This window comes from Rhodobacter sp. 4.3.4 (genome assembly GCF_058724655.1).
On record NZ_CM178967.1, the window covers coordinates 2,436,242 to 2,459,147 of the forward strand.

A 22,906-nucleotide genomic window follows, 5' to 3' on the forward strand; every position below is an offset into this window, starting at 1 on the left:
CATGGAGGTAACCGTCGTCTTCGGCGCCGGGGGGATTGGCCAGGCCATCGCCCGTCGGATCAGCAGTGGCCGCCATATCGTGGTGGCCAATCGTACCCAGGCCTCGGCCGATGCGGCGGCCGAGGGGCTCGCAAGCGCCGGGTTCGAGGTGACGGCCATGCAGGCCGATATCTCTGACCGCGCGGCTGTTCAGACTGTTGCCGCTCGGGCCGGGACGCTCGGGATGATCAAGGCCGTGGTCCAGGCGGCGGGAGTTTCCCCGTCGCAGGCGCCCATCGCGGCGATCCTGAAGGTTGATCTTTACGGCACAGCCGTCGTGCTTGAAGAGTTCGGCCGCGTGATCGCCCCGGGTGGCTCGGGCGTGGTGATCTCATCGCAGTCCGGGTATCGCATGCCCGCCCTGTCGGCAGAGCAGGACGCGCTTTTGGCTACGGCCCCGGCCGATGACCTGCTGACGCTGGACTTCGTGAAGGGCGTGACGGACACGCTGCACGCCTATCAGATGTCGAAGCGGTGCAATTCGCTCAGGGTGCGCGGCGAGGCGGTCAACTGGGCGAAGCGCAACGCACGGATCAACGCGATCAGCCCCGGCATCATCGTCACTCCGCTTGCGCAGGATGAGTTGCACGGCGAGCGCGCCGAGTTTTATCAGGCGATGCTGCAAAAAATGCCCGCCGGTCGCGCCGGCACCCCCGATGAGGTGGCATCCCTTGCCGCGCATATCATGGGGCCGGAGGGGGGCTTCATCACCGGCAGTGACTTCCTGATCGACGGAGGGGCGACCGCGAACTTCTTCCATGGGCCGCAGACAGCGAAACTTGCGTGAGAGGTCAGCAGCGCAGAGGGTCCCGCAAGAACGGTTGGCAGCGGAGAGACAAGCCAGAAACTCCGGCAGCGCTTCGCGGAATTTATTCTGGGCAACCCATCGCTGCAGCCCGTCACCTCGTCGCGTTCAACTGACATGAGTTACGGCTTCTGTTGCCCCCATAAAGCCTGAACGACTGTCCGCTGATGAGCGAGATGAAGCGGTCGCCCAATTGGCGGCTGATTGCGTGCCACGTGAACAACCTGCGCGTCGCATGCAATGTTCCCGAAGTTCTCGGCGAACGGCGGCTATCACAGATTGCCGCGGGTGCGATGCCGCAAACTCACAGGCCGCTCCCCGCCCCCACGTTGGTCGTGGCCTCTTAGACATGGTCGGCCCTCAGCCGCCGGTCGGCCTTACCGGCGCAGACCACCGAAGCGGCCGTTCAGGCCCTGCGCAGCAAGAGGCGTGGACAGCCCTGAGCAGGCGTCCAGACCTGCCGCCCCGGTTGGTCAGATCCGGAGCGGCAGGGATCTGGTGCCGGTCAGGGGGTCATCAGGCGCTCGTAGTCGCCGCGCACGTTCAACGTGACGGTCACCGGGGCGTCGGAGCGGTTGCGCCAGAACCAGCCGTGGTTTCCGCTGAAAGCGGCCGTCAGCACGCCGGACTGGCCCGGAACGCCGCGGCCCTTTTCGTAGCTGATTTCCTGCCCCCCGCCATCGCCATGCATGTCATGGTTCAGGACACCCCCCGTCGCGGTCCACTCGAACTTCGCCTTTGCGCCTGCGGTCATCCTCAGCTTCGCCTCGATCCCTTCGCCGGGCGGCAGCGTGTAGCTCCAGCTGTCGCGCCAGGCGGGGGCGGTGGATTTCAGGGGGGCGGCAGGCGCTGCGGCCGCGACGGTTTTCCCCGCACTCATGGCGCGCGTCAGCGCGGCAAGCTGGGTTTCGATGGCGGCCAGTCGCGCCACTATGGCCGACGTGTCGGCGGGGGCAAGGGCGGGCGCGGCCGGTTTGGCCACATCGGCGGCGGCTTCGGCGGCAAGCTGCTGCTTGATCTCGCCCATCTCGCTCAGGCCGGTCAGGCGGCCGAACCCGGTCGGGTCGATGCCGTATTCGGCGGGCAGCCAGAACAGCACGAGGATCGCCGCCGCCCCTGCCGCCGCGCCCAGCGTGGCGCGGATCAGCCCGGCTGAGGATGTGGCGACGCCGCGAATATGGCCCTCGCGGTCAACGTCGGGGCCAGGCCGGGGGGAGAGGCCGGGCCGGGGCTCGGCGCGCAGCGGCGGGACAGGGGCGGAAGCGATGTCGAAACGGTTTTGCATGTCTGGCTCCGGATCTCAGGCGGTGATCAGGCCGGTGATCTGAAAACCCATCAGGGCGAAACCGGCACTCATCATCAGGACATTTGCGGCAACGGCCTGCCGCGCGAAGGAGGGGGTGGCGCGCCAGCGCGTCATCGCTACCAGGATCATCGCCAGCGCGATCATCTGACCGATCTCGACGCCCAGATTGAAGGCGAGCAGATTGGGCAAGAGCCCCTCGGGCGAGATCTCGTAATCGAGGATCTTCGACGACAGGCCAAAGCCGTGCAGCAGGCCGAAGATCAGCGTGGCGGCGCGGGTGTCGGGCTGCACCCCGAACCACGCCCGGAACGCCCCCAGATTGTCGAGCGCCTTGTAAACCACGGAAAAGCCGATGATCGCGTCGATGACATAGCTGTTGATGCCGAACTGGAACCAGACGCCCGCCAGCATCGTCGTCGAATGGCCAAGCGCGAAAAGCGTGACGTAAAGGCCGATCTCCTTCATGCCATAGAGAAAGAAGATCACCCCGAACAGGAACAGGATGTGGTCGTAGCCGGTCACCATGTGCTTGGCGCCGAGATAGAGGAAGGGGACGATGTTCACCCCCGAGATGTCCTGGATATAGCCCTTGTCGCCCGCCGTGACGGCATGGGCCAGCGCGGCGGTGGGGGCAAGCATCAGCAGGGCAAGCGCTGCCAGTGCCAGGCCAAGGGTGGAGATCCGGCCGGGGCCGGAGCGGGAATAGGGTCTCATGATCTGGTCCTTTGTCCAAGCGGGAACGGCGCCGGGGTTCGGGGGGCGCCGGGTGTCGGGCTCAGACGTGACGCGGAGGGCGTCTTGGACCTTGCGGGATATGAGACAGCCGCACGAGCCGGACATTGGTCGCATCCTGCGCCTGCAGCGGGCAGGACGCGGTGGCCGTTTCGGGCAGAAGGGCACTGGTCAGATGGTCGTGATCGGCACTGTGGGGGGAACCGTGATCGGCGGGCTGAGCCTGCGGGGAATCGGCAAATAATTGCGTCCTGTCCGTTTCGGCGTGCAGGGCCACGGGATCTGCCGCCGTGACGCCCGGCCCGGGGCCATGGCTCAGGGCGACGAGGACGGGCGCAACCATCAGCACAAGCGACAGCATCAGGGCCGCCGCCGCTGCGACGATCGTCTGTGCCGCGCGTCTTTGGCCCCGCACTTTGGCGCTGCGTCCTGGCCCTGTCCCCATCCGTCCCTTGTCCTTGCCTGCGTCACGGGCGATCCTGCCCAGGCTTGCCACATCCCCCCCGGGGGGTTATGGCTCTCCTATGACAGATCGCCATATCCATGCAAGCCATTCCGCCATCACCCCGCGCCTGAAACGGGCCGAGGGGCATCTTCGGCGGGTTCTGACGATGATCGAGGAGGGCAAGCCCTGCCTTGATCTGGCGACGCAGCTGCACGCGGTGGAACGCGCCGTGGCCGAGGCCAAGCGGGCGCTGATCCACGATCATATCGACCACTGCCTGTCGGACGGGCAGGCCCATGACATGGCCGAACTCAAGGCCCTCACGAAGTTGCTCTGATGCTGTTCGTTCTGAAAAACCCGACCTTCCGCCACCTTTTCGCCGCGCAGATCGTGGCGCTGCTGGGCACCGGCCTTGCCACCGTGGCGCTGGGGCTTCTGGCCTGGCGGCTGGCGGGCGACGCGGCGGGGGCGGTGCTTGGCACGGCGCTGGCGATCAAGATGGTGGCCTATGTCGCGCTGGCGCCGATCGCCGCCGCACTGGCCGAGCGGCTGCCGCGACGGGCGTTTCTGGTCGGGCTTGACCTGATCCGGGCCGCGGTCATCGGCTTCATGCCCTTCGTGACCGAGGTCTGGCAGGTTTACGGGCTGATCTTTTTGCTGCAGGCCGCCGCCGCCGGGTTCACGCCCGCGTTTCAGGCGGTGATCCCCGATGTGCTCAAGCGCGAGGAGGATTACACGAACGCGCTGTCGCTTTTGCGTCTGGCCGAGGATCTGGAACAGGTCGCCTCGCCCATTCTGGCGGCCGGGCTGCTGACGCTGGTGCCCTTTCCGATGCTCTTTGCGGGAACGGTGGCCGGGTTCCTTGGCTCGGCCGGGCTGGTGCTGACGGCGCAACTGCCCCGGCGCGCGCGCGGCCCCGAGGGGCATTTTCTGGCCGATGTGACGAAGGGGCTGCGGATCTATCTGCGCACGCCGCGGCTGCGGGGGCTGATGGTGATGGAGGCCGCCGTGGCCGCTGCCGGAGCCATGGTCTTCGTCAACACCGTGGTGCTGGTGCAGGATCGGCTGGCGCTTGGCGAACAGGCGGTGGCGCTGGCCTTTGCGGGTTTCGGCGCGGGCTCGATGCTGGCGGCGGTGCTGCTGCCGCGGCTGCTTTCGCGCCTGGCCGACCGCCCGGTGATGATCGGTGGCGCGGCGCTGATGGTGGCGGGCGTCGCTGCGGTGCCCCTGGTGACGGGCCTGCCCGGGCTGCTCGCGCTTTGGGCGGCGATCGGATTCGGCTTTTCCTTCACCCAGACGCCGATCGGGCGGATCATTGCACGCTCGGCGCGCGAGGCGGATCGGGGCGCGGTCTTTGCGGCGCAATTCGCGCTCTCGCACGCCTGCTGGCTGGTGACCTATCCTCTGGCGGGCTGGATCGGCGCGGCGGCGGGGCTGTCGGTGGCGGCGCTAGGGCTGGCCTGCCTCGGGGCGGCGGGGCTTGGCGCGGTGCTGCGGCTCTGGCCCGCGCAAGACCCCGAGTGCCTCGCGCATGAGCACCCCGACCTGCCCGCCGACCATCCGCATCTGCAAGCCCATGGCGGCCCGCATGAACACCCGCTGGTGATCGACGATCTCCACCGCCACTGGCCCCGCATTACGTGATGCTTGCGGCGCTCGTCTCGGGTTGATCAGTGCAGCCCGGCCAGATGCAGGCACAGCCCAAGCCCTGCCGCCCCGGCCAGAACGGGTGCCATCCCCAGTTTCAGGCGAAACACCGCGATCAGTGCCAGCGTGGCAAGACCTGCCGCCCAGCCATCGATCGAGGCTGGAACCGGCAGATCAAGCCGGAACGGGCCAAGCGCGACCGGCACGACCTCGCGCCAGATCACATGCAGCGCGAACCAGACCGCAAGGTTCAAGATCACGCCCACCACCGCCGCCGTCACCGCCGAAAGCGCGGCTGAAAGCGCCCGGTTGGCCCGCAGCCCCTCCATGAAGGGCGCGCCCAGAAAGATCCACGCAAAACAGGGCGCAAAGGTGACCCAGCTGGCCAGAAGGCCGCCCGCCGTGCCCGCAAGAAGCGGCATCGGCCAGCCTGCTCCGCGCAGCCCCGCCATGAAGCCGACGAATTGCAGCACCATGATCAGCGGCCCCGGCGTCGTCTCGGCCATGCCCAGCCCGTCGAGCATCTCGCCCGGGGCAAGCCAGCCATAACGGCCCACCGCCTCCTGCGCGACCCAGCCCAGCACCGCATAGGCGCCCCCGAAGGTCAGCACCGCCAGTTTCGAGAAATAGACGGCGATGTCGGCAAAGACGCTGCCCGGCGCAAGCCATGCCAGACCGGCCACGGGCACAAGCCAGAGGATCAGCGCCACCGCCCCGGCCCGCAAGGCACCCGCCCGGTCGGCCGGGGTCATCGCGTGATCCTCGCCCAGAAGCGTGGCCGCATCGGCAACAGGACTTTGCCCTGTGGTGCCATGGCCGCCGCCGCCCTGAAAGGCGGCAAGGCCTGCGCGCCCCCCGGCAAAGCCGATCAGCCCCGCCGCCGCCACGATCAGCGGAAAGGGCGCGCCAAAACCGAAGATCGCGGCGAAGGACAGGACTGCAATCGCCACCATCGCCCGGTTGCGCAGCGCCCTTTTGCCCAACCGCACCACCGCTTGCAACACGATCGCCAGCACCGCCGCCTTCAACCCGAAGAACAGCGCCGAGACGAAGGTCACCTCGCCCCAGATCGCATAGATCCAGGACAGTCCCATGATCGCCGCCACGCCGGGCAGGAGGAACAACCCCCCGGCCAGAAGCGCCCCGCGCACGCCCTGCAACAGCCAACCGACATAGGTGGCCAGCTGCATCGCCTCGGGGCCGGGCAGCACCATGCAGAAGTTCAGCGCATGCAGGAACCGCCCGTCGCCGATCCAGCGTTTTTCCTCGACGAGGATGCGGTGCATCACCGCGATCTGTCCGGCTGGCCCGCCAAAGGAGAGCGCCGCGATCCGCGCCCAGACACGGGTGGTCTCGGCCCACGAGGGCGGAGCGGGGCGCGGCGTCATTTCGATTTCCCGCTGTTCGGCCAGCTGTGGGTTTCCTCGGTCGCGTCCCGCGCCCAGCGATAGAAGGCGTCGTACAGCGTCATCCCCGCCTCGAGCTGCGCGTGATCGTCGGCATGCATCCGCGACAGGCCAAGCGAGGCCGCCAGCAGCCCCGCGCATTCCGGCGCAAGGTCAAGCTGCGCCGTGTCGGCCCCGCGCACGATGCGCGCCACGCGATCGAGGGCGCGCGTGGAGAGGCCGAATTCGGCGATCATCGTGTCGAAGGTGCAGCCGTCGCCCCGGTGGCTCCAGAACACCTCCTCGATGTCGAAGGGCATCGCCCCCATCTGCGCGGCGACGGCGCCGACTTCGGCGGGCGCGACGAACAGAAAAACCGCCCGCGGGTCGATGAAGCGGCGGATCAGCCAGGGGCAGGCGATGCGGTCGATCTTGGGCCTTGCCCGCGTGACCCAGAGACTGCGCCCCTCGCCATCCTGCGCCACGATCTTGCGCGGATCAAAGGTCGGCAGACCCGCCGCCACCCAGGCCGCATGTCCCCCCTCGAGATACTCCGCCGCGATGCCCATAGCCCGCAGCCAGGCTGCAACGCCCTGACTGCGGCCGTGACCCTCGGCGCAGACGACGACCACGGTCCGGCCGGAAAGCTGCGGCAAGAGCGCGGGAACAAGCGCCGACAGGCCCGCTGGTGTCATCGCCTCCTCGGCAAGACAGGAGGCGGTCGCAAGTCGGCGCGGATCCTGATCGCGCAGCGCGGCGCGGCGGACATCGAGAACGACCGGCGCCTTTGGCGTTGCGATCAATTTGGCAAGCTTGTCACAGCTCATGGCATCGGGCGCAGTCATCCGCGATCCTCCAGGGGGCATGGTTCCGGGTGGTGAAACGCGATCTTCGGCTGACGCCTCGTGGGGTGTCGCCGCCCCATGGGCGCAACGTCCCATCACCGCACCTGCCTGTCAAGCGTGCGGCATGGCGAGCGCGCGGCTCTGGCGATCCTTCTGATCGCAAGCGCCGCGCCGTCCTGTTTTCAAGGCGGAGCGTCTTGGGCCACCGCGACATGGCCCGCCGCCGTCAACGCCAAGGTCCGCGCACCGACGGGGGAAAGGTTGATCAGGCCCCGCAGGTCGATGTTATCGGGCAACAGGCGCGGTGCGTGCGGCTTTCAGACGGTCCATGCGCGCAGTCTGACGACGGCGGGGAACAGCTTATCTCGCCGGCGCTTTCTCGATCGCCTGCACGATCCGGTCAAACACCGCTTTCGGACGCCCGTTTGCGCCGAACAGTGTCGGGCTCAGCTTCGCGCAGGCATTGCGCCCGTCCCGGGTGAAAACGTGGTTTTCGTCGCTCAACCCCCAGAAGCTGAGCCGTTTGACCGAGGGCTCGGCCAGGACTTGATCGAGGAAATCCCCGACGAAGGATGCCTGAACCGCCTCTGCATTCTCCTTGTCCCCGCTATCCGCCCGGAAATCCAGTTCGGAGATATGGGCCACATAGCCGTTCGCCGCCAGATTCCGGATGAATTGCACAGTGGCAGTCGCGCCGGGGCGGGATTGCATCGACAGGTGACATTGCAGACCAACACCATCAAGCTTGGCGCCGCGACTCTCCAGCCCCGCCAGGAGATCAGGCAGAAGCTCGCGTTTCTGGCAATGGGCTTCGCCTGTACCATCGAGTTCCGCTTCGTTCAGCAGCAACCGCGCGGTTTTCTGCTGCCGCTTAAGGGCGCATCGCAGCGTCTGGATGACGAAGGCATAGTGCTCGAGCAGGCGCTCCCAATCGGCACCAAGGACCCTGTCCGCTTCGAGCGCCGTTGACGTTCCCGCTCGCAGCTTGTCCAGATCCTTGCTGAAAGGTTCATTGATCACGTCCCACGACGTGGCCTCTGGCACCTGGGCGACCAGACGCTCGACATGCGCTTTCCAGGCCGCCTTGTAGCTGTCTGCGTCGAGGTTTTCGATGTCAGGAAGATGGTGTTTGGCCCAATAGACCGGGTGCCCGTGAATCTTGAGCGTCGACTCCTTCGCAAAGTTGACGGTCGTCTTGATGAGGTTCAGGCAGGTGTCGCCCTTGTCTTGCGCGGACGGCCCCCTCCCGCAAACCAGGTTACTCTTCCATTTGTCCTCTTCGTTCTTTGCGCCCTCTTCCTCCTTTTCGATCAATGACCTGTAGAGCCAGTTCGGCTTGAGCGCGTTCTCCGTCACCACGACGTCGCAATGCTGCCGGATCAACCGTCTCTCGTCGTACGACGCGGCATGGCTGAAGATGGATCCGATCTCGATGCCTTTGGGTTTGGCGATTTCGCGCAGCGAGCGCTCGGTGCCGAGGCGGGATGGCAGGACCGCAAGACAAAAGGCGCCAGCCGCAGAGGCAAGAAGGCTTCGTCGTTCCATCTGATCACCGTTCCACTTTCGGCTCGAGGCCCAGACTAGACCCGCGCGACGGATCGGGCAATCGAAGCGAGAAAAGAACTCCTCGGGCATCGGTCCCATCGGATGGCGAGAAGCAACGACGACCGGCGATCAAGGACCGCCATCGGCTGGTGGGGCGGAGTGTGTGAACCAAGAGCAGCTGCCGCAATCTGCGTAGTCCAACATGGGGCCGGCGAACGGCGGCTATCGCCGGTTTCTACAGGTGCAATGTTGCAATCTCACCGGCGGCAACCCGCCCCTTGCGTTGGTCTTGGCCTTGTAGACATGCCCGGCCCATTCCGGCCTCTCGGCCCTCCCGGCGCGTGCCGCCGAAGCGGCCTTTCATGCACGGCGCAGCGATGCAGCCGAACAGCCCTGAACGGACATCCAAGCGGATCACAGCGTAAGAACGGCGTTGACTCTTCAGACATCGGCGATCGCCGCCGTTAGCTTGCCGTGCCGACGCTCTAGGCCTTATTCCGGCGGGACTTGGTCTGCTCCGCGCGCTGGTCGGGCTGTGCTGAAGACAGCGTTGCCGCGCCAAGGCCATATGCTCTCCATCAGGATGCAGCTTCCGGCTGCATCCTGACCGACCCCTTCGCAAAAGGATTGTTTTGAAAACCCGAATAGACTCATTGCAAAATCTGCAAAACTCGCTATTTGGATTACAGCGAAGTTTTTCCCGACCGCACCCTGTCTCCTTCATAGGCTTCAGTCTGCTCTCTCGTCTGACCAAGCCGAACTGTCGCATTCTGCGGGCAGCATTCCCCTGAAGGAGGTAACACGATGGCCAATGGCACCGTGAAATGGTTCAACGCAACCAAAGGTTTCGGCTTCATCGCCCCGGCGAGCGGCACGAAGGACGTTTTCGTTCATGTGACCGCGCTGGAACGTGCGGGCATCCGCGGCCTCAATGATGGCCAAGCTGTCTCGTTTGATCTCGAGCGTGACCGTAATGGCCGCGAGTCGGCCACGAATCTCGTCCTCGCCTGAAGTTAAGGCAAAATAGAAAGCGGGATCGGCCAGACGCTGGACCCGCTTTCCTGGCAACGTTGGAGATGCGATCCGCATCTCCCGTTTGCCGTTCAAGAAAGAACTACGGTTGATAGAAATTACTTGGGGGAGACCCCTTTCCTTTGTCATGTCTCCGGATGGGGACGTGCAGAAATTCAGCACGATCGAACAGGTCAAATACTGGTTGCTGAAAAGATGGCCGATTGCCGATGAGGCGCGTTTGACGGCGCTGAAGCAGGTCGAAGCCGCCATGGACTGTATCGTTCCTGTGGGTGTGGCGCGGCGTGCCTTTACCGCTGCGGCGCGATCGGCCGGTTTCGTGCCGGAAGACCTTGTCGGGTACACGGCCCGGCGCGCGATCGAACAACACGTCGGGTGAGCGTAAACTTCGCGCCGAGCGGGGGATGACGGGGCCGCTCACGAACTGGCCCCGATCACCTGCGCCACAGGCCAGCGCGGCACAGTTTCGTTTTTCAGCGCCCGAATAATGTGGTGCCGGTGGGAGAAATAGTCCTTCCGGGCCGAGCTGAACCGTTCTCGAAATGGAGTTCCTCATGTCTGGTCAAATGAGCAAGGCGCGGCAGCTTGCGGAAATCGCCTTCAGCAAGACGCAATCGCAATTTCTGGAGCGCACGCGCGCGGTTCAGGAACAGGATTCGGAGATATCCGAACGTGCCGCCAAAACCCTGCGGCTGAGAACGGAACGTCTCGAAAGAGAACAGGCCGGAAAGGCCATTGCCCTTCTGCGCACCAAAAACACCGCATGACCCCGACCGGCTGATCCGGATCGGCGTCATCCCCGCCAAAGGACATCGAATGTTGAGACCCAAAGACTACGCGGATCGCAGAAGCGATGCGATCACTGCCAAAGCGGCGCTGCTGGAGAAATTCAAATGCGCGACGACCGCGCCTGATCTGGCCGAAAAGCTGGCGGCACGTGCCGAGGTGGCACGGCTGCGCGACGCACGGCACGCCGCGCGCGAAGCGGAGAAGCTGAAAGCGCAAGAGAGTGCCGCCGCCGAAGCTGCCGCCGTTGCCGAGGCAGAGGCGCAGCGAAAAGCCGCCGAAGCGGCAACTCTCGAGGCGGGAAAGTTGGCTCAAGCTCGGCGCATTGCGCTGGTGCTTTCCGATGACGCTGCTCGCAAGACCGCCCGGGACCTGCGTTATGCAAAGCGCAAGGCGGCGCAACGGGTCGCCTGATCCCGACCACGGGCGCGGCGCAATCAGATCTCGTCGCAATTGCGCAGCACGCGTCAGCAGGGATCGCGCGGCAAGTATCGGCTGGACGATACTGCGGCCAGCCGACGGTTTGACCGCCTGCCAAGGGCGGAGATCGGCAGTCGAGTTTGCGGCATTACCGCTGCAGAAACTGGAAATGACGGTCGTTCATCATCGCACCAATCCCGCTCAGGGTCGTGACTGTGACGCTGACGCCATTCCCGGGTCAGCGTCGGCGCACCGAATTCCCGCCTGCAAGGATGCTGTTGATAAGCTTCGCCACGGCAGCGTGCATCTCTGCCTTGCCATCGTCGGGGGGCGTTTCATGCGTTGCAGCGGCATCCCGCAAGATCCCGACGATCTCTGCTTCCGGCAGGATCTTGTGATCGTTGAGGGCCAAAAGCAGGGATTCGCAGATCGTCAGCGCGGCTGTTCCGGCAATTTCATTCTGGTCTGACATGGCGGGCTTCACTTTCACTGGGGAGGCACACGGCCAGAACCTGGTCGGCACGGACAGACTCTAGGCTCATTTTGCCCCCCAAGACTGATTCAAAGCAGCGCAGCAGAGGTCTATTGCTGCTATGATCATGCAGAATGTACCGCTGCCGATCCGTCAGGAAGGACACCGAGATGTCGATCCTTCAAAGCCCGCTCACCCGCAAGCTTTCGGTCTTCGTCGCGCTTTCCGATCGCGATCTTGCAACGCTCGAACGATTCCATCGACGGCGACGGATTTTTCAATGCGGACATGAAATGATCCACGAAGGGCAGATGAACGCCTCCGCCTTCATTCTTGCCCGGGGCTGGGCCTGTTCGTTCAAGATGCTGCCCGACGGCGACCGGCAGATCGTCGATTTTCAGGTGCCGGGCGATTTTCTGGGCCTGCGCAGCATCCTGTTCCGCACCTCCGACCATTCGATCGAGGCGGTGACGCAGATCGAGGCCTCCGAGGTGATCGCCTCCGACATTCTCGATGCCTTTGCCGATGCGCCGCGGCTTGCGGCCGCGGTGCTTTGGGCGGCCTCGCGCGACGAGGCGATGGTGGTCGAGCATCTGGTCGATCTGGGGCGGCGCAGCGCCGAGGAGCGCACAGCACATTTACTGCTCGAACTCGGGGCGCGGCTGATGCTGGTGGGGGTTGGCGACCGCTCCGGCTTCGACTGCCCGCTGACGCAATATCATCTGGCCGATGCGCTCGGGCTGAGCGCGGTTCATGTCAACCGCGTGCTGCGGCACCTGCGCGAACAGGGGCTGATCACCTTTCAGAAAGGACGCGTGCTGTTCGACGATTTCGACCGGCTACGGGCGCTGGCGCGTTTCGACACCGGCTATCTCGACCATGAGGGGCCGCTGCTGCACTGAGCCGCCCGTGCAAGCACATGGGCGGCGGAATCGAGCCGCCGATTGCACTCGCCCTCCCACCCCCTGCGCTGCGCTTCTTCGGCGGCCTGAATGTGCCCTTCGGCGGTTTCCCTCGCGCTGCCCGCCGGGGCGGCCGCGCAGCGCGCGCGGATGGCGCGCATCTTGTCGTCGGTGCTGGAAAAACGCGGTCTGCGCGCCATGGGATGTCCTTTCGCGGACGGGCCGGAGCCTGACGGTTCAAGACAGCCTAGCCTTTCGGGCCGACAGTCAAACTGATCGAGATCGGCCTGGCGGGTCATTGCCACTACACCGTCGCTTTCAGGCGCTGATTTCGATCAGCCTGGCATGGGGGGCGAGCTGGTAGTCTGGACAGGACCACAAGGAGAAGGGCCATGCACGGATTTGTCGGACAGATTGACCGCCTCACAAAAGACAACGACGCCTTCCGCCGCGTCCTGTTCGGATCGGCGCAGATGGATCTGATGCTGTTTGCGCTGCGCCGCAAGGACAGCCTTGGCGCCGGAGACGGCTCTGCGCGCGATCAGTTCCTGCGCATCGTCACCGGCAAGGGGCGGATGACGATCGGCGCGACCAGCTTTCGGGTGAGGGCGAAGGATGCAATCCTGATCCCGGCAGGCATGGGCTTCACACTGCACAACATCGGTCGCAAGCGATTGCGTTTCCATGCCTTGCAGGCACATGGCGGCGCAGCCCATGCGGCACCCGACGGCGGCCGCGCCGCCGCGGCGCGCGCCAGCTCCGACCGCGCACGTCAGGACATGGTTTCGGAAGGGGCGCCCGCGGATCTCTCCACGCCATGACCCGTCTTGCCGCCGTCACCGCCCTTGCGCTCCGCCTTGGGGCAGACCCGGACCGGATTGGGGGGCCGGTACATTTGCGCCAATACGGGCGCATCAATCTGGGACTGCCGAACGATGCCTGGCTTTCCTTCACCGCCGAGGAAATCCTGTCCGTCACGGCCTGCGCCTTTTCCTGGCGGGCGCGGCTTGGCCCGGCCCATGCCGTCGTGATGCACGACAGTCTTGATGCTGGCAAACCGGGTCAATTCGGCGTCCGCGCCTTCGGTCGCCTGCCCATTCCCTTCGCCCCCCGTCCGCAGGCGCTGCCACGCAGCCAAAGGCTGCGCTATCTGACCGAATTGCCGCTCGCCCCCGACGCGATGCTGCACAATCGCACCCTGCGCTGGGACGAGATCGATGAGAGCCATCTGCGCGTCGCCACGGGTCTTGGCGTCGAGACGATCGAGGCGACTTTCACGCTTGGTGCGGATGGCCGCGTCGCGAGCGTCTTTCTGCCCGATCCCTGGAATTTTCCGCGGCGCCGGGACGCTGCAGCGGGCTGGTTCGGCAGCTATGCGGATTACGACCTCATCCGCGGCCGCTGGATCCCGTTTCACACCGATGTCCGTCGCAGGCTCGCCGATCGCAACATCGGCCTTTGGGTCGCGACCCTCGTCGACTGGCAGATGGCGGGCGACGGTGTCATGCCGCCGCGCCATTCGGTTCCCCGAATGGGGCCGCCAGCCGACGCGGCACCCCACCCTTTGCAAGGAGCAACCCCATGATTTCCGATCACGCTCTGAGACTGCAGGTCCTTGACGAACTGGCCTGGGAGCCAATGGTGAACGCCGACAGCATCGGCGTTACCGTTCACAATGGGGTGGTGACGCTCTCCGGTCATCTTGAGAGCTATTGGCAAAAACGGGCGGCGGAAACCGCCGTTGCGGGGCTGCGCGGGGTCCGCGCGATTGCCGATTGCGTCGAGGTGCTGGTCGAAGATGGTTTCGTCACGCTCACTGGCATGGTCACGCATCAGTATCAGCGCGAGGCGGCCTTTCGCGCGGTCGATCCGCTTTGGGGCGTGCGCGGGGTCGCCAATCAAATCACGATCCGGGGCGCCCAACGCGAGATCGGCAGGACCGACCGCGTGCGCGAAGACATCCGTCGTGCGCTCGAACGCAAGGGTGTGCCCGCGGAGTCCGTGGCCGTCGAGGAGCAGGACGGAACCGTGACCCTCTCGGGCACGACAAGGTCGCTGCACGAACACGACATTGCCGTGGCTGCTGCCTGGGCGGCGCATGGCACCACGATGGTCGAGGACAAGATCCGCATCGATTGAGGGCGCTGCGCAGTATGGCAGGTGGAGCGGAACCCCAGGGCTGGGGGTCCGCTTCTCCATGTTCAGGTGTCGTGCGGCTTGGCAAGCAGGAAGGATATATCGCGCAAGGCGCGGCGGATCAGCTTTTGCTGACGTGCCTGCTGACCCGGAAAGGTCAGGGCGAATTGCTCGACCAGATAGCGCAACCGCTCGGCCGCCTCGGGCCAGGTCTTCGCCGGTCCCAAAAGAAGCAGGGCATCGACGCCATCGCGCGGCCGGGCGGCGCCTCTCTCGGCGTCCGATCTGCCACAGATCGCCCGCCGCACGAGGACCGCAAAACGGTCCTCCGGCGCGCGCCGATCATCGAGCGTGACCACCTTGAGCGGGGCCGTGCAAGGCAGCGGATCCGGTGCGCAAGGCTGAAGCAGCGCTGCGGTTGCGGGACGATCGAGGGTGTCAGGGGGGAACTCGCCTGTCATCACGCCCCCCGGTTCCGCAGAGCCGCGATGCAGCCTTTCGCAACGGCGCGTTCGAAGCCTTCCGCCAGCGCGTCCGGCAACCAGCCGGTCTCGAACATGATTTCGAGCTGTGCAAGGGGCGCGTCCTGACGCAATGCGACCAGCTTGGCTTCCCGCTCCGGGTCGGTCCTCGCCCGATCGACACATAGCGGAACCAAGGCCCGCACCACCTCCGCCTCGGCCGCATGCTGCACGCCGGAGCGTATTTCCCACTCCGCCCAGACGAACCCCGTCACCGTCGTCAGAAAGACTCCGGCAAAGGCACCAACGGCACCGGGCATGATCCAGTCCGGTTTCAGCATGATGTTTCCTTTCACGAAAGGGAATTCCGGGATCGACGCGGGCGCAGAAGCGGGAACCGGACGGCCCACGCCCTTCGGGCACACGACGGTCAGATCCCCTGCGATCACATGCACCTCAGCAAGATAGCTCAACCCAGCGCAGATGATGCTGATCCGGGTTAGCATGCCCACTTTCCGGTATCCCGATCAGCTTGAGATTGTGCCTGCCGGACCAACATGGATCAGTATCCCTGACCCCAGGCCGTGACAAAGTCTCTTAGCCAGAACCGGGCGCCGTCCGGGGAGGGCGCCGGAGCGGGAGCGGGAGAGGGCGATGTCCATTCGCCCTTGATCGGGGCTGCAGCCGGGGCTTGGTTCTGTGCCCACATCTCTTCCGATTGCCCCAACGCTGCCCGTCGCGGTGCCTAACGGCCCGGTCACCAAAGGATTTTGTCATGCCCGAACTCATCGTCATCGGCTATGAAACCGCCGCAGCTGCCGAGGCCGCCCGCACCGAAGTCCTTGGCATGGCCAAGGAATATCTGGTCGAAGTCGGTGATGCTGTCGTCGCCGCCGTGGATGACGACGGCGGCATCCGGCTTGCCCAGATGGTCGATCTCTGGGCGGTGGGGGCGACCGGCGGCGCGTTCTGGGGGCTGCTGACGGGCATCCTGTTCTTCAACCCACTTTTGGGCCTCTTCATCGGCGCCGCGGCCGGGGCGGTCTCGGGGGCGCTGACCGACTACGGGATCGACGATGCTTTCATGCGCAAGGTATCGACGCTGTTGAAGCCGGGACATGCGGCGCTGTTCTTGCTGCTGAAAAGCCCCGCTTCGGAGCGGATGGTGAACCGGCTCGGCGCGAAGGGGGGCGACATCCTGCGCACGAATCTGGAGCCTGCCGCGGAATCCGCCCTGCGCGAGGCTTTTGCGACGGCGCGCGACGGGCTGGGCAAGTCCCTGCGCAGGGTCGATTATGCGTGATGAAACGCGCCCGCCGCGTCCCGATCCGGCGACAGGCGCCGGACATTGCGCCGGGCACTGCCACGTCTGCGGACACGCGCTGCCCTCAACCGAGCTGCAACCCTTCCTCTCGGTCCGCCCGGGGCTTTCTGCGCTGATCGAGGCCGAGGCACCCGGCTGGGCCGAGGGCGGCCGGATCTGCCGCCCCGACATCGCCCGGTTTCGCCGTCTCTATGTCGAGCGGATGCTTGAAGACGAGCGTGGTGAGCTGGGCGAACTCGACCGGGCGGTCCTCGACAGCCTGGAAACCGGCCGCACGCTGAGCCGCCATCTCGACGCCGACATGGCCGAAGGGTTGACCTTCGGCGAGCGCATGGCCGATGCTGTGGCCCGTTTCGGCGGCAGTTGGCCATTCATCTCTATCTTTCTGGGGCTGCTCGTGCTCTGGATAGGGCTCAACGTCAGCGCGCTGCTGCAGCGGCCGCCCTTCGACCCCTATCCGTTCATCCTGCTCAATCTGCTCTTGTCCTGCATCGCGGCCCTGCAGGCACCGATCATCATGATGAGCCAGCGGCGGCAGGAAACCAAGGACCGGCTGCGCGGCGAGAACGATTACCGGGTGAACCTGAAGGCCGAACTCGAAATCCGGCAATTGCACGAAAAGATCGACCATCAGTTGGCGCATCAATGGCAGCGGCTGGTCGAGATGCAGCAGATCCAGATCGAATTGCTCGAGGAGCGTCGCAGATGAACCAGCTTGCCCTCCATGAACGACCGGATGTCATCCCCGCGCTGCGCCTTGCACTGGAGTGCCATTTTCAGTTCGAGTTGCCCCGCCCCACGCCAATGATCGCGCGGCTCTGGACGCACCAGAGCAGACTTGCCGATCTGGAAACCCCGGACCAGTTGCGCACTGATCCGCCGGTGCCGCTGCAGGCGTTTCACGACGAATTCGGCAACTTCTGCAGCCGCCTCGTCGCCCCGGCCGGATGCTTCGGGATCGAGATCGCCGCGGTGTTGCGCGACTCCGGCCGGCCTGATCCGCCACACCCGGATTACGCGGGCACCCCGGTCGAGGACCTGCCCGAGACGGTTCTGGGCTATCTTTTAGGCTCGCGCTATTGCGACACTGATCTGATGGTGCCAATCGCCTGGGCGCGTTTCGGCACCCGTCGCAGCGGACAGGCGCTGGTACAGGAGATTTGCGACTACGTGCAGGCGCAGATCCGCTTCGATTACGTGCAGGCGCGCGCCACCCGTACAGCCTCACAGGCCCATGCCGAAGGCGTGGGGGTATGCCGCGACTATGCACATCTGGCGATCACGCTGTGCCGCTGCATGAACATCCCGGCGCGCTACTGTACCGGCTATCTGACTGAAATCGGCAGTCCCACCCCCGAAGCGCCGGGCGATTTCGCCGCCTGGATCGAGGTCTGGCTCGAGGGCGGCTGGCGGCTCTTCGACCCGCGCAACAATGTCCCGCGGATCGGCCGGGTGCTGGTGGCGCGCGGGCGAGACGCGGCCGATGTGGCGATGATCCACAGCTTCGGCCTGCACAGGCTGACCAACTTTCGCGTCCGCGCCGAACCGTTGGCATGAACTGCAAAGACTGGCCGGGCATCCGCTCCGGCCCAACCGGCCCCGTGGGCCAAAGAGGGAGAGATTCAATGCCCAAGGGCAAGAGCCATTCGAACCGCGAAGCGAAGAAGCCGAAGCAACCGAAGAAACCGGCGGCGGCGAAACAGGCCGATCTGTTCACCAAGGGGGTGCAGCCCGGCATGGGCGAGAAGAAGAAGCCCTGAGCCCCCGATCCCGGCCGAAAGGACACAGAATGCCCGGCCCAGATGACCACGCCGCGCGGTTTCACAAGGTGAAGCCCGCGGCGATGACGACCTTTGAGCGCATCGATGCGGCAGCGCGCGAAATCATCGCCGAGCAAAACCGCAAGCGTGCCGATCTGACGCTTCGGCTGCGCCTTGCCCGGCTGGCCCGGGACGCGGCAGCAAAACCGGCAAAACTGCCGCGAAATCCCCCTTGAGCGCACCGCGTTTACGGATGCGTTCGCGGCTGGCGGTTGTTTCAGCAGCGCGGCCGCACGCAAGGCTCCCGAAGATCATGGAATTCTGGACGCGGCATCGGGGTCTCACCCTTGACAAGCCCCAACCGGTCCAAGAGCAGCGCCCTCGCACGAGAGACGCGGGCGCGCACCGCCTCGGGCGACAGGCGGATGGTTTCGGCGGTTTCGCGATGCGTGAACCCCAAGGCGCCAACCAGCACGAGCACGCGCCGGTGCGGCGCTGAAAGCTGCCGAAAGGCGTCCAGAAATTCTTCCAGCGCCAGCACCCCGTCATGCGCGGGCAGCGCCACCGCGGTTGTCCACCCCAGTTGTCGCATCACGACCGTCTCGCGCAAAGCCCTGTGCCGATTGGAATAATGGATGTTGCGCTCGATCGTGAAAAGCCAGGCGCGCAGGTTGGTCCCGGGCTGGAAGCGGTCGAAATGAAGAACAGCGCGCAACATCGTATCTTGCACGAGATCGTCGGCCCTGTCGGGATCGCGGGTCAAGGACAGTGCGAAGCGACGCAACGCGGCCATGTGCTCGCCGATCCGGGCTGAAGGCACCGGGGGACTTTGATCATTCACCGCGAAATCCGTTCGGCGGGCCATGCTCCGTCCGATCCTGCGCGGGGCTCTCGATCCGGCTCTCCACGATCGCCCGCATGCGCTGGATGAATGCCTCGGTCTCGGCCTTCTCGAGACGGCGCGCCGCCGCGATCGCAGCCCGGCTCCGGTCGATGCCGATGCCGGTCCGGGGGGCAAGCCCTTGCCGCTCGGGGCGGATCTGGTCCAGTCTGGTCGCGGGATCGCTCATCCGGGTCGCCTTTCGGGTTGGGACGTGCATCGGCCTGCCTGCGGCAACGACCGACCCGACGCGCGCCATGCGGACCAACGGGAGACGCTGATCCACAAGGGCGTTTCGGTCCGGCCGTCGCCGCACGACCGCCCGGAGCCAAGGGGGCCGCAATCTTGCGATCACGGGCAGGAACGGGCGATACGCACAATCGTAACGACTGCGCAAACCACGGCCATTACCCATGTTAGCGCCATAGATCAGTTTCAGGATCAAACGGTGCGTCGCCCGAAGCGCCCACTGCCAGAGAGTGCATTCCCCTGCGTCAGGCTGTCATCGCGCCTTGAGGCAAACCTGCATCAGCATGCGACTCGGGGGGATGGGTCAGGGTGTTGCATGGCAATCGAATAGCCGCTTGCCATCGCCTCTGCCCAAAGCACTGCAGACTGCCCTGCGCGACGGATAATTCCATCACCTCGCACAGATCGACGTAGCCTGTTGCCGCGGCAGACCGCACAAGGACGAAACCGATGAATCTCAACACCATGGCGTCGAACGCCGAACGCATGAAAACCGTCAAGGCCGCTTGGGACAAGGCGCCCGACGGCCCGAAGAAAGAGGCGGCGCTGACGCATTACCAGGCCGCCGAAAAGGCGCAGACCGCCAAGGATGATGCCGCCGTCGGCAAGGCGCTTGACGCCGCCGTGGCCGCGCTGGCCTGATCCGACAGGTGCCGCCCCGGTTTCGGCCGGGGTGGCGCAGTCGTTCGACGACCGGGGGCCCTTGGCCCCCTTTTCGCTGTCAGCCGGTCAACTTGCCTTCGCCCACCACGATCCGGCGCGGACAGCTGGCGGCGATCGTCTCGTCATGGGTCGAGATCAGGAAGGTCGTGCCCTCGTCGCGGTTGATCTGGCCGATCAGTTCCATCACCTGCAGCGCCGAGGCGCGATCGAGATTGCCGGTGGGCTCGTCCGCCAGCACCAGTTCGGGCGCGTTCATCAAGGCGCGCGCCACCGCCACGCGCTGCTTTTGCCCGCCCGAGAGCGTGGCGGTGGGAAACTGGATCCGCGCCGCAAGCCCCATCCTGTCCAGCAGATCCGCCCCCCGCGCCCGCGCCTCGGCTGTTTCGCGCCCGGCCCGGATCGCGGCAGGAAAGACCACGTTTTCGAGCGCGGTGAAATCGGGAAGCAGGTTGTGGAACTGAAACACGAAGCCGATATGGCGGTTGCGGAATTCGGTCAGCGCGGCATCGCTGGCCCGGGTCAGATCGACGCCCAGCATCTCATGTCGGCCCGAAGTGGGCTGCATCAACGTGCCAAGGATCGTCAGCAGCGTGCTCTTGCCCGAGCCCGAGGGGCCGATCAGCGCCGCCCGCTCGCCGCGCTCGAGCGTCAGGTTGGCGCCGCGCAGCACCCGGGTTTCGGCCTCTCCGGTGCCGAAGGTCTTGACCAGATCGGTGACGGTCACAAGGCTCATTGGCCGATCGCCGTGACCGGATCGAGCCGCGCCGCCGCCCGCGCGGGCAAGATCGCGGCGGCGATGGCGCACAGCACCGTAAGCGTGATTGCCAGCCCATAGGCGCCCTGCGTGATGTCCATCGGCAGCGTGCCGGGACGAAAATTCTCGCGCGTCGGGAAGGCCAGAAGCACCCCATAGCCGGTGGTCGCGCCCAAAAGCCCGCCCATCGCGCCGATCAGCCCGCCCTGCAGCACGAAGACGCCAACGACGAAGCGCCGCGACGCGCCCATCGCCCGCATGATCCCGATCTCGGGGCGGCGGCGATAGGTCGACAGCAGCAACGACGAGGCGACGCCGATGATGATGGTGATCATCGCGAAGCTTTTCAGGAAATAGCCGGTCTGCTTTTGCGCTTTCAACGCCTCGAGCAGCCGCGCCCCCTCGCGCGTCCAGGACGCGGCGGGCAGGCCGGTCAGGCCGCGCAGGCGCGCGGCACTGGCATCGGCGGCATAAAGGTCGAACAGCTTGATCTCGATCCGGCTCAGCCCCTGCGGCAGCGCCATCAGGCTGCGGGCCGTGGCCAGGCTGACATAGGCCATGCGCCGGTCGGCCCCGCCCGCGCCGATTTCGTAGATCCCGCCCAGCGTCAGCCGCATCGTGCCCCCGTGGCTCGATTGCAGCACGACGCTTTGGTTGAGCGAGAGGCCCAAATCCTCGACCAGCCCCTTGCCCAGAACCACCACACCGGCGCCGAGCCGCACCGATCCCGCAACCCGGTAGCGCTCCAGATCCAGAATCGCGGTTTCCCGCCCCGGCTCCAGCCCGACGATCGAGACCTGCGCCTCCTGTCCGCCCCGGCGCAAGACGCCCGCCCCGATGATCTGCGGCGAGACCGCCTTGACCTCGAGCAGGGCTTCGATCAGCGGCAGGAAGTTTTCCGCCGCGCGCAGGGTGGCAGTTTCGCGCGTCGCCTGTTCGACCCAAAGCACCCGGCCCGGCGGCACCGTAAGCCGGGCCGGGCTGCGTGCCTCGGCTTCGATCGTGACATGCGCCATGTCGCCCGCCGTGCGCGCCAGAATGAACTCGGCCAGCCCCCCGATCAGCGCCGACATGAAGATGAAGACGAAAACGCCGGCCGCCACCCCCACCACCAGAAGCGCCGTCTGCGCCTTCGAGGCGCTCAGATACCGCGCCGCGATCCTGATGGCATACAACATCACTTGCCCTCCTCGCGCAGGAATTGCCCGTCGTGCAGGCCGGTGCTGTCGGTGATCACCCTGTCTCCGGGCGCCAGCCCCGCGGTGACGATCAGCCGTTCGGCGGGCCAGTCGATCACGCTGACCGGAGTTGCGACCGCGCGCCCCGCGCGCAGCACGAAGACCGCCCCGCCTGCCAGAGCCGTGCGCGGCACCGTCAATGCGCTGCGGCTGTCGATCACCACATTCGCGGTGACGGTCAGCCCGACCGGGGCGCGGATCGGCGCATCGAAACCGATCTTCACCGCAAGCCCGCCCGTGTCCGGGTCCACCTTTGGCGCGACGGTCTCGACCGTCCCCATCCGGGTCTCGGCGCTGCCAAGCAAGAGAAGTCGCACCCGCTGCCCCGGCGCGATCTGCAACGCGTAGGTTTCGTCCACATCGGTCTCGACGCGCAACCGCGACAGATCTGCCAGAGTGTAGAGCGTCGTCGTGGCATCGACGCGTTGACCCGGATCGACGGCCCGCGTCAGCACCGTGCCCGCGCGCGAGGCGCGGATCGTGTAATCGTCCAGCGAGATCCGGGCTTGATCGCGCAGGGCTTCGCATCGTGCGACCTCCTGCGCCGCGCCCTCGAGGCTGCGGCGGGCATCGTCCAATGTCACCCGCGGCACCTGCGCGCCCAGATCGCGGTTGCGCCCGAACTCGGCCGCCGCCTGCGCCTGAAGGATCATCGCCTGCGCCAGCGCCGCCTCGGCCTGCCGCAGCACAGCCGCCTGGTGCCGGTCGTCAAGCGTCGCCAGGACGGCACCCGCCTGCACCACGTCGCCCGCCTCGGCATTCAGGCTCAACGCGACGGCGCCGACCGCCGCACGGATTGCCACCGACTCACGCGGGGCGATCTTGCCGTTCACCGCCAGAACCCGCGTCACCAGCCCGGGCGTCATCGTCTCGACCGTCCCCACCGGCGGACGCGCGGTGCGCAGCTGCCACCAAAGCGCAAGCCCGACGCAGAGCGCCGCCGCCAGCGCCAAAGCGCCGAGACGGTGCCATAGGGGCCGGTCGGGAGGAGAACGGACGTGGTTGGGCATCGGGCGAACCTTGCGGCGGATTGCCCGCAGTCTAGCGCTCCCGACCGGAGCCGGGCTGACCTGGATCAGT

31 protein-coding genes are annotated in these 22,906 nt (G+C 66.0%); 17 read left to right on the forward strand and 14 right to left on the reverse strand.

Going from position 1 to position 22,906, the window contains the following annotated elements; all coding sequences use genetic code 11:
• The first annotated feature begins 1 nt into the window (after position 1).
• Positions 2 to 826, forward strand: coding sequence for an SDR family oxidoreductase (locus AC4PTB_RS11820; protein WP_492190143.1), 825 nt, complete (start codon positions 2 to 4; stop codon positions 824 to 826).
• Positions 827 to 1,349: 523 nt separating this feature from the next.
• Here AC4PTB_RS11820 and AC4PTB_RS11825 read toward each other — a convergent pair.
• From AC4PTB_RS11825 to AC4PTB_RS11835, 3 genes are all read right to left on the reverse strand, one after another.
• The gene (locus AC4PTB_RS11825; RefSeq protein ID WP_492190144.1) at positions 1,350 to 2,129 is read right to left on the reverse strand and encodes a hypothetical protein; all 780 of its coding nucleotides are present in this window, start codon (positions 2,127 to 2,129) and stop codon (positions 1,350 to 1,352) included.
• A 15-nt stretch (positions 2,130 to 2,144) separates the two neighbouring features.
• Complete coding sequence (locus AC4PTB_RS11830; RefSeq protein ID WP_492190145.1) at positions 2,145 to 2,864, reverse strand: HupE/UreJ family protein; 720 nt, start codon at positions 2,862 to 2,864, stop codon at positions 2,145 to 2,147.
• A 61-nt stretch (positions 2,865 to 2,925) separates the two neighbouring features.
• Positions 2,926 to 3,243, reverse strand: coding sequence for a hypothetical protein (locus AC4PTB_RS11835; RefSeq protein WP_492190146.1), 318 nt, complete (start codon positions 3,241 to 3,243; stop codon positions 2,926 to 2,928).
• A 163-nt stretch (positions 3,244 to 3,406) separates the two neighbouring features.
• Between AC4PTB_RS11835 and AC4PTB_RS11840 the strand changes: the two genes are divergently transcribed.
• Both AC4PTB_RS11840 and AC4PTB_RS11845 read left to right on the forward strand, forming a co-directional pair.
• Positions 3,407 to 3,664, forward strand: a complete 258-nt coding sequence (locus AC4PTB_RS11840) for a metal-sensing transcriptional repressor (RefSeq protein WP_492190147.1) — start codon at positions 3,407 to 3,409, stop codon at positions 3,662 to 3,664.
• Positions 3,664 to 4,971 (forward strand): MFS transporter, encoded by a 1,308-nt coding sequence (locus tag AC4PTB_RS11845; protein WP_492190148.1) that lies wholly within the window; start codon positions 3,664 to 3,666, stop codon positions 4,969 to 4,971. The genes AC4PTB_RS11840 and AC4PTB_RS11845 overlap by 1 nt, the downstream gene beginning before the upstream one ends.
• A 26-nt stretch (positions 4,972 to 4,997) precedes the next feature.
• Here the strand turns inward: AC4PTB_RS11845 and chrA are convergent, their stop codons facing one another.
• The 3 genes from chrA to AC4PTB_RS11860 form a co-directional block, all read right to left on the reverse strand.
• Complete coding sequence (gene chrA / locus AC4PTB_RS11850) at positions 4,998 to 6,362, reverse strand: chromate efflux transporter (RefSeq protein WP_492190149.1); 1,365 nt, start codon at positions 6,360 to 6,362, stop codon at positions 4,998 to 5,000.
• On the reverse strand, positions 6,359 to 7,204 hold the full coding sequence (locus tag AC4PTB_RS11855; RefSeq protein WP_492190150.1) for a chromate resistance protein ChrB domain-containing protein: 846 nt from the start codon (positions 7,202 to 7,204) through the stop codon (positions 6,359 to 6,361). Before AC4PTB_RS11855 ends, chrA begins: the two co-directional genes overlap by 4 nt.
• Positions 7,205 to 7,564: 360 nt before the next feature.
• The gene (locus AC4PTB_RS11860; protein WP_492190151.1) at positions 7,565 to 8,839 is read right to left on the reverse strand and encodes an endo-1,4-beta-xylanase; all 1,275 of its coding nucleotides are present in this window, start codon (positions 8,837 to 8,839) and stop codon (positions 7,565 to 7,567) included.
• A 714-nt stretch (positions 8,840 to 9,553) separates the two neighbouring features.
• Between AC4PTB_RS11860 and AC4PTB_RS11865 the strand changes: the two genes are divergently transcribed.
• From AC4PTB_RS11865 to AC4PTB_RS11880, 4 genes are all read left to right on the forward strand, one after another.
• Positions 9,554 to 9,760, forward strand: a complete 207-nt coding sequence (locus tag AC4PTB_RS11865) for a cold-shock protein (RefSeq protein ID WP_110807454.1) — start codon at positions 9,554 to 9,556, stop codon at positions 9,758 to 9,760.
• Positions 9,761 to 9,926: 166 nt separating this feature from the next.
• Positions 9,927 to 10,160, forward strand: coding sequence for a DUF982 domain-containing protein (locus AC4PTB_RS11870; RefSeq protein WP_492190152.1), 234 nt, complete (start codon positions 9,927 to 9,929; stop codon positions 10,158 to 10,160).
• A gap of 187 nt (positions 10,161 to 10,347) precedes the next feature.
• Positions 10,348 to 10,548: a hypothetical protein gene (locus AC4PTB_RS11875; RefSeq protein ID WP_492190153.1), complete on the forward strand. Its 201-nt coding sequence runs from the start codon at positions 10,348 to 10,350 to the stop codon at positions 10,546 to 10,548.
• On the forward strand, positions 10,517 to 10,981 hold the full coding sequence (locus AC4PTB_RS11880; protein WP_492190154.1) for a DUF6481 family protein: 465 nt from the start codon (positions 10,517 to 10,519) through the stop codon (positions 10,979 to 10,981). The genes AC4PTB_RS11875 and AC4PTB_RS11880 overlap by 32 nt, the downstream gene beginning before the upstream one ends.
• Before the next feature lie 244 nt (positions 10,982 to 11,225).
• Here AC4PTB_RS11880 and AC4PTB_RS11885 read toward each other — a convergent pair whose 3' ends face one another.
• Entirely contained in the window at positions 11,226 to 11,459 is a 234-nt protein-coding gene (locus AC4PTB_RS11885) for a hypothetical protein (protein WP_492192637.1), read from the reverse strand.
• A gap of 170 nt (positions 11,460 to 11,629) precedes the next feature.
• Between AC4PTB_RS11885 and AC4PTB_RS11890 the strand changes: the two genes are divergently transcribed.
• From AC4PTB_RS11890 to AC4PTB_RS11905, 4 genes are all read left to right on the forward strand, one after another.
• Positions 11,630 to 12,361, forward strand: coding sequence for a Crp/Fnr family transcriptional regulator (locus AC4PTB_RS11890; protein ID WP_492190155.1), 732 nt, complete (start codon positions 11,630 to 11,632; stop codon positions 12,359 to 12,361).
• 392 nt (positions 12,362 to 12,753) lie between these two features.
• On the forward strand, positions 12,754 to 13,182 hold the full coding sequence (locus tag AC4PTB_RS11895; RefSeq protein ID WP_492190156.1) for a cupin domain-containing protein: 429 nt from the start codon (positions 12,754 to 12,756) through the stop codon (positions 13,180 to 13,182).
• Positions 13,179 to 13,946 (forward strand): DUF6544 family protein, encoded by a 768-nt coding sequence (locus AC4PTB_RS11900; protein ID WP_492190157.1) that lies wholly within the window; start codon positions 13,179 to 13,181, stop codon positions 13,944 to 13,946. Before AC4PTB_RS11895 ends, AC4PTB_RS11900 begins: the two co-directional genes overlap by 4 nt.
• Positions 13,943 to 14,500, forward strand: a complete 558-nt coding sequence (locus AC4PTB_RS11905) for a BON domain-containing protein (protein WP_492190158.1) — start codon at positions 13,943 to 13,945, stop codon at positions 14,498 to 14,500. The genes AC4PTB_RS11900 and AC4PTB_RS11905 overlap by 4 nt, the downstream gene beginning before the upstream one ends.
• A 62-nt stretch (positions 14,501 to 14,562) precedes the next feature.
• Here AC4PTB_RS11905 and AC4PTB_RS11910 read toward each other — a convergent pair whose 3' ends face one another.
• The gene (locus AC4PTB_RS11910; RefSeq protein ID WP_492190159.1) at positions 14,563 to 14,958 is read right to left on the reverse strand and encodes a hypothetical protein; all 396 of its coding nucleotides are present in this window, start codon (positions 14,956 to 14,958) and stop codon (positions 14,563 to 14,565) included.
• Positions 14,958 to 15,299, reverse strand: coding sequence for a hypothetical protein (locus AC4PTB_RS11915; protein ID WP_492190160.1), 342 nt, complete (start codon positions 15,297 to 15,299; stop codon positions 14,958 to 14,960). Before AC4PTB_RS11915 ends, AC4PTB_RS11910 begins: the two co-directional genes overlap by 1 nt.
• A gap of 434 nt (positions 15,300 to 15,733) precedes the next feature.
• Between AC4PTB_RS11915 and AC4PTB_RS11920 the strand changes: the two genes are divergently transcribed.
• From AC4PTB_RS11920 to AC4PTB_RS11940, 5 genes are all read left to right on the forward strand, one after another.
• Entirely contained in the window at positions 15,734 to 16,261 is a 528-nt protein-coding gene (locus AC4PTB_RS11920) for a DUF1269 domain-containing protein (RefSeq protein WP_492190161.1), read from the forward strand.
• Positions 16,254 to 16,991, forward strand: a complete 738-nt coding sequence (locus AC4PTB_RS11925) for a DUF1003 domain-containing protein (RefSeq protein WP_492190162.1) — start codon at positions 16,254 to 16,256, stop codon at positions 16,989 to 16,991. The genes AC4PTB_RS11920 and AC4PTB_RS11925 overlap by 8 nt, the downstream gene beginning before the upstream one ends.
• The gene (locus AC4PTB_RS11930) at positions 16,988 to 17,839 is read left to right on the forward strand and encodes a transglutaminase-like domain-containing protein (protein WP_492190163.1); all 852 of its coding nucleotides are present in this window, start codon (positions 16,988 to 16,990) and stop codon (positions 17,837 to 17,839) included. The genes AC4PTB_RS11925 and AC4PTB_RS11930 overlap by 4 nt, the downstream gene beginning before the upstream one ends.
• A 68-nt stretch (positions 17,840 to 17,907) precedes the next feature.
• Entirely contained in the window at positions 17,908 to 18,042 is a 135-nt protein-coding gene (locus tag AC4PTB_RS11935; RefSeq protein ID WP_023917139.1) for a hypothetical protein, read from the forward strand.
• A gap of 29 nt (positions 18,043 to 18,071) precedes the next feature.
• The gene (locus AC4PTB_RS11940; protein ID WP_141516585.1) at positions 18,072 to 18,278 is read left to right on the forward strand and encodes a hypothetical protein; all 207 of its coding nucleotides are present in this window, start codon (positions 18,072 to 18,074) and stop codon (positions 18,276 to 18,278) included.
• Positions 18,279 to 18,319: 41 nt separating this feature from the next.
• Here AC4PTB_RS11940 and AC4PTB_RS11945 read toward each other — a convergent pair whose 3' ends face one another.
• Positions 18,320 to 18,907, reverse strand: a complete 588-nt coding sequence (locus tag AC4PTB_RS11945; RefSeq protein ID WP_492190164.1) for a sigma-70 family RNA polymerase sigma factor — start codon at positions 18,905 to 18,907, stop codon at positions 18,320 to 18,322.
• Positions 18,876 to 19,112, reverse strand: a complete 237-nt coding sequence (locus AC4PTB_RS11950) for a hypothetical protein (protein ID WP_492190165.1) — start codon at positions 19,110 to 19,112, stop codon at positions 18,876 to 18,878. Before AC4PTB_RS11950 ends, AC4PTB_RS11945 begins: the two co-directional genes overlap by 32 nt.
• A gap of 509 nt (positions 19,113 to 19,621) precedes the next feature.
• Between AC4PTB_RS11950 and AC4PTB_RS11955 the strand changes: the two genes are divergently transcribed.
• Positions 19,622 to 19,813: a hypothetical protein gene (locus AC4PTB_RS11955; protein WP_111396024.1), complete on the forward strand. Its 192-nt coding sequence runs from the start codon at positions 19,622 to 19,624 to the stop codon at positions 19,811 to 19,813.
• A 79-nt stretch (positions 19,814 to 19,892) separates the two neighbouring features.
• Here AC4PTB_RS11955 and AC4PTB_RS11960 read toward each other — a convergent pair whose 3' ends face one another.
• Genes AC4PTB_RS11960 through AC4PTB_RS11970 form a run of 3 tightly spaced genes read right to left on the reverse strand, consistent with a single transcriptional unit; the run spans position 19,893 to position 22,836 of the window.
• Complete coding sequence (locus AC4PTB_RS11960) at positions 19,893 to 20,567, reverse strand: ABC transporter ATP-binding protein (protein ID WP_492190166.1); 675 nt, start codon at positions 20,565 to 20,567, stop codon at positions 19,893 to 19,895.
• Positions 20,564 to 21,766: an ABC transporter permease gene (locus AC4PTB_RS11965; protein WP_492190167.1), complete on the reverse strand. Its 1,203-nt coding sequence runs from the start codon at positions 21,764 to 21,766 to the stop codon at positions 20,564 to 20,566. Before AC4PTB_RS11965 ends, AC4PTB_RS11960 begins: the two co-directional genes overlap by 4 nt.
• Entirely contained in the window at positions 21,766 to 22,836 is a 1,071-nt protein-coding gene (locus tag AC4PTB_RS11970; RefSeq protein WP_492190168.1) for an efflux RND transporter periplasmic adaptor subunit, read from the reverse strand. The genes AC4PTB_RS11965 and AC4PTB_RS11970 overlap by 1 nt, the downstream gene beginning before the upstream one ends.
• Positions 22,837 to 22,906 lie beyond the last annotated feature (70 nt).

Bases quoted from the DNA above. Each gene is read 5' to 3' on its own strand.
- AC4PTB_RS11820 (WP_492190143.1), top strand. From the start codon at position 2: ATGGAGGTAACCGTCGTCTTCGGCGCCGGGGGGATTGGCCAGGCCATC.
- AC4PTB_RS11825 (WP_492190144.1), bottom strand. From the start codon at position 2,129: ATGCAAAACCGTTTCGACATCGCTTCCGCCCCTGTCCCGCCGCTGCGC.
- AC4PTB_RS11830 (WP_492190145.1), bottom strand. From the start codon at position 2,864: ATGAGACCCTATTCCCGCTCCGGCCCCGGCCGGATCTCCACCCTTGGC.
- AC4PTB_RS11835 (WP_492190146.1), bottom strand. From the start codon at position 3,243: ATGCTGTCGCTTGTGCTGATGGTTGCGCCCGTCCTCGTCGCCCTGAGC.
- AC4PTB_RS11840 (WP_492190147.1), top strand. From the start codon at position 3,407: ATGACAGATCGCCATATCCATGCAAGCCATTCCGCCATCACCCCGCGC.
- AC4PTB_RS11845 (WP_492190148.1), top strand. From the start codon at position 3,664: ATGCTGTTCGTTCTGAAAAACCCGACCTTCCGCCACCTTTTCGCCGCG.
- chrA (WP_492190149.1), bottom strand. From the start codon at position 6,362: ATGACGCCGCGCCCCGCTCCGCCCTCGTGGGCCGAGACCACCCGTGTC.
- AC4PTB_RS11855 (WP_492190150.1), bottom strand. From the start codon at position 7,204: ATGACTGCGCCCGATGCCATGAGCTGTGACAAGCTTGCCAAATTGATC.
- AC4PTB_RS11860 (WP_492190151.1), bottom strand. From the start codon at position 8,839: ATGCCCGAGGAGTTCTTTTCTCGCTTCGATTGCCCGATCCGTCGCGCG.
- AC4PTB_RS11865 (WP_110807454.1), top strand. From the start codon at position 9,554: ATGGCCAATGGCACCGTGAAATGGTTCAACGCAACCAAAGGTTTCGGC.
- AC4PTB_RS11875 (WP_492190153.1), top strand. From the start codon at position 10,348: ATGAGCAAGGCGCGGCAGCTTGCGGAAATCGCCTTCAGCAAGACGCAA.
- AC4PTB_RS11885 (WP_492192637.1), bottom strand. From the start codon at position 11,459: ATGTCAGACCAGAATGAAATTGCCGGAACAGCCGCGCTGACGATCTGC.
- AC4PTB_RS11890 (WP_492190155.1), top strand. From the start codon at position 11,630: ATGTCGATCCTTCAAAGCCCGCTCACCCGCAAGCTTTCGGTCTTCGTC.
- AC4PTB_RS11895 (WP_492190156.1), top strand. From the start codon at position 12,754: ATGCACGGATTTGTCGGACAGATTGACCGCCTCACAAAAGACAACGAC.
- AC4PTB_RS11900 (WP_492190157.1), top strand. From the start codon at position 13,179: ATGACCCGTCTTGCCGCCGTCACCGCCCTTGCGCTCCGCCTTGGGGCA.
- AC4PTB_RS11905 (WP_492190158.1), top strand. From the start codon at position 13,943: ATGATTTCCGATCACGCTCTGAGACTGCAGGTCCTTGACGAACTGGCC.
- AC4PTB_RS11910 (WP_492190159.1), bottom strand. From the start codon at position 14,958: ATGACAGGCGAGTTCCCCCCTGACACCCTCGATCGTCCCGCAACCGCA.
- AC4PTB_RS11915 (WP_492190160.1), bottom strand. From the start codon at position 15,299: ATGCTGAAACCGGACTGGATCATGCCCGGTGCCGTTGGTGCCTTTGCC.
- AC4PTB_RS11920 (WP_492190161.1), top strand. From the start codon at position 15,734: ATGCCCGAACTCATCGTCATCGGCTATGAAACCGCCGCAGCTGCCGAG.
- AC4PTB_RS11925 (WP_492190162.1), top strand. From the start codon at position 16,254: ATGCGTGATGAAACGCGCCCGCCGCGTCCCGATCCGGCGACAGGCGCC.
- AC4PTB_RS11930 (WP_492190163.1), top strand. From the start codon at position 16,988: ATGAACCAGCTTGCCCTCCATGAACGACCGGATGTCATCCCCGCGCTG.
- AC4PTB_RS11935 (WP_023917139.1), top strand. From the start codon at position 17,908: ATGCCCAAGGGCAAGAGCCATTCGAACCGCGAAGCGAAGAAGCCGAAG.
- AC4PTB_RS11940 (WP_141516585.1), top strand. From the start codon at position 18,072: ATGCCCGGCCCAGATGACCACGCCGCGCGGTTTCACAAGGTGAAGCCC.
- AC4PTB_RS11945 (WP_492190164.1), bottom strand. From the start codon at position 18,907: ATGGCCCGCCGAACGGATTTCGCGGTGAATGATCAAAGTCCCCCGGTG.
- AC4PTB_RS11950 (WP_492190165.1), bottom strand. From the start codon at position 19,112: ATGAGCGATCCCGCGACCAGACTGGACCAGATCCGCCCCGAGCGGCAA.
- AC4PTB_RS11955 (WP_111396024.1), top strand. From the start codon at position 19,622: ATGAATCTCAACACCATGGCGTCGAACGCCGAACGCATGAAAACCGTC.
- AC4PTB_RS11960 (WP_492190166.1), bottom strand. From the start codon at position 20,567: ATGAGCCTTGTGACCGTCACCGATCTGGTCAAGACCTTCGGCACCGGA.
- AC4PTB_RS11965 (WP_492190167.1), bottom strand. From the start codon at position 21,766: ATGTTGTATGCCATCAGGATCGCGGCGCGGTATCTGAGCGCCTCGAAG.
- AC4PTB_RS11970 (WP_492190168.1), bottom strand. From the start codon at position 22,836: ATGCCCAACCACGTCCGTTCTCCTCCCGACCGGCCCCTATGGCACCGT.